The sequence below is a fragment of the Arthrobacter sp. Hiyo1 genome (assembly GCF_001263615.2).
Taxonomy (GTDB): Bacteria; Actinomycetota; Actinomycetes; order Actinomycetales; family Micrococcaceae; genus Arthrobacter.
This window is the reverse complement of the sequence record NZ_DF952471.1, coordinates 326459-327445: the sequence shown is the minus strand read 5'-3', so window position 1 is coordinate 327445 and position 987 is coordinate 326459. Positions and strand designations below refer to the sequence as shown.

The window sequence follows — 987 nt, the reverse complement described above, 5'->3', positions numbered from 1 at the left end:
GGAGGAACCACCGGGCGGCGCGGGTCCGCGGGTGACGCGGCGCCTGGGAGTGGTTCGCCGGCCGGATTCGGCTCGACCTCGTCGTAACTGATGTACTCGGCGTCGTGCTCTTCGTCGTCGTACAGTCCGTCGTAGGTCTCGGGCTCGTGGGACCGGGCCTGGCCGAAGATCTCGCTGCCAAGCGTGTCCGTGAAGAACGGTTCGACGTAAGGCGGGTTGGTAGACACCACGAGGTCCAGCAGGTCAGGAGCGCTGCTGTGGTTGGTGATGAGGTAAGTGGTGCTGTCGCTGACGCCGAGATCGAGGATCTGGACATGCCCGGGCCGTTCGCCAGTGGCTACCTCGCGGGCGCTCTTGGCAACCTGATCGGCGTTTCCGGGGCCTGCCACGAGGATGCTGACGGGTCTGTTGAGGACCTGGTCCACGCCGTCGAGCACCAGATCTTGGTCGTGCGAAGTCAACACGGTGGCTGTGACTTTGTAGCGGCCGCCAAGCACTGATCCGACATCGATCGGGTGGGACACGGGTTCCTCCTATGACTGTCCGGAAGCTGCGGGTCCTGAATACGGGATCCGGCCAGCCGGGTGACCCGTGGTCTGCAACTACCTGTATTAGTTTCTGATCCTAGCTGATTGGGCCGTTCTGGCTCCCGGTTTGCGAGGATGCGTCACCTTTTGCGGCGGGGTCCACCGCGGAAATAGGGGTTGTTTCCCAGCGTCCCCTGATAGGTGCGGCGGCCGGGCAACGGGATGCCTGGGCGGCCTGCGGCCCCCTGCGCGGTGCTGGGGATGTCTTCATCGGGCAGGTATGCCTTCTCGACGTCGGACCAAGCGTCCACCTTATCTTTCCCTTCGGCAGTAGCTCCATCGCGGACGTCATCCCACCCGTCCTTGGAAGGGATTGTCTGCAAGGCGGGTCCGGCGCGGAAGGATGCGGCGTCGAACTCGCCCGAGATGCGCGGAATGAGCCCGGTGTCGTCCGAAACGG

Annotated in this window: 2 pseudogenes; both read right to left on the bottom strand. The window is 64.4% G+C overall.

Annotation, left to right across the window (positions count from 1 at the left end):
* A pseudogene (locus AHiyo1_RS26780) lies at positions 1 to 524 on the bottom strand (ABC transporter substrate-binding protein); the annotation flags it as partial.
* 143 nt (positions 525 to 667) lie between these two features.
* A pseudogene (locus AHiyo1_RS13090) lies at positions 668 to 987 on the bottom strand (hypothetical protein); the annotation flags it as partial.